Source organism: Streptococcus suis (assembly GCF_002960445.1).
In the GTDB taxonomy this organism is placed as follows: Bacteria; Bacillota; Bacilli; order Lactobacillales; family Streptococcaceae; genus Streptococcus; species Streptococcus hyiners.
The window spans coordinates 1-325 of sequence record NZ_POJD01000253.1 but is presented as its reverse complement, the minus strand read 5'-3'; the positions used below and the strand labels follow the sequence as shown (position 1 = coordinate 325).

At 40.0% G+C, this 325-nt stretch carries 1 pseudogene; it reads left to right on the top strand.

Features of this window, described 5'->3' with window-relative positions:
- Nucleotides 1-208 (top strand): annotated as a pseudogene (locus tag C1G53_RS09320) (fatty acid-binding protein DegV); the annotation flags it as partial.
- Nucleotides 209-325 lie beyond the last annotated feature (117 nt).

Sequence of the window (325 nt, the reverse complement as noted above, 5' to 3'; positions counted from 1 at the left end):
AGCCTTTGAAGAAATGAAAAAAGCAGGCTATGATGGTGGTCGAATTGTTATGGCCCACCGCAACAATGCTAAGTTCTTCCAACAATTCTCAGAGTTGGTAAAAGCAAGTTTTCCAACGGCTGTTATTGACGAAGTTGCAACATCAGGTCTATGCAGTTTTTATGCTGAAGAAGGTGGACTTTTGATGGGCTACGAAGTGAAAGCGTGATTCACAGAGTAATAATTTTGGGCTGTAATTTCCGCTATAGAATAATCCCCCTCGTCTTCTAAGTTCGAGGGGGATTGTTTGTATGAGACTATTGGATTTCATTCATTCAAATATCTT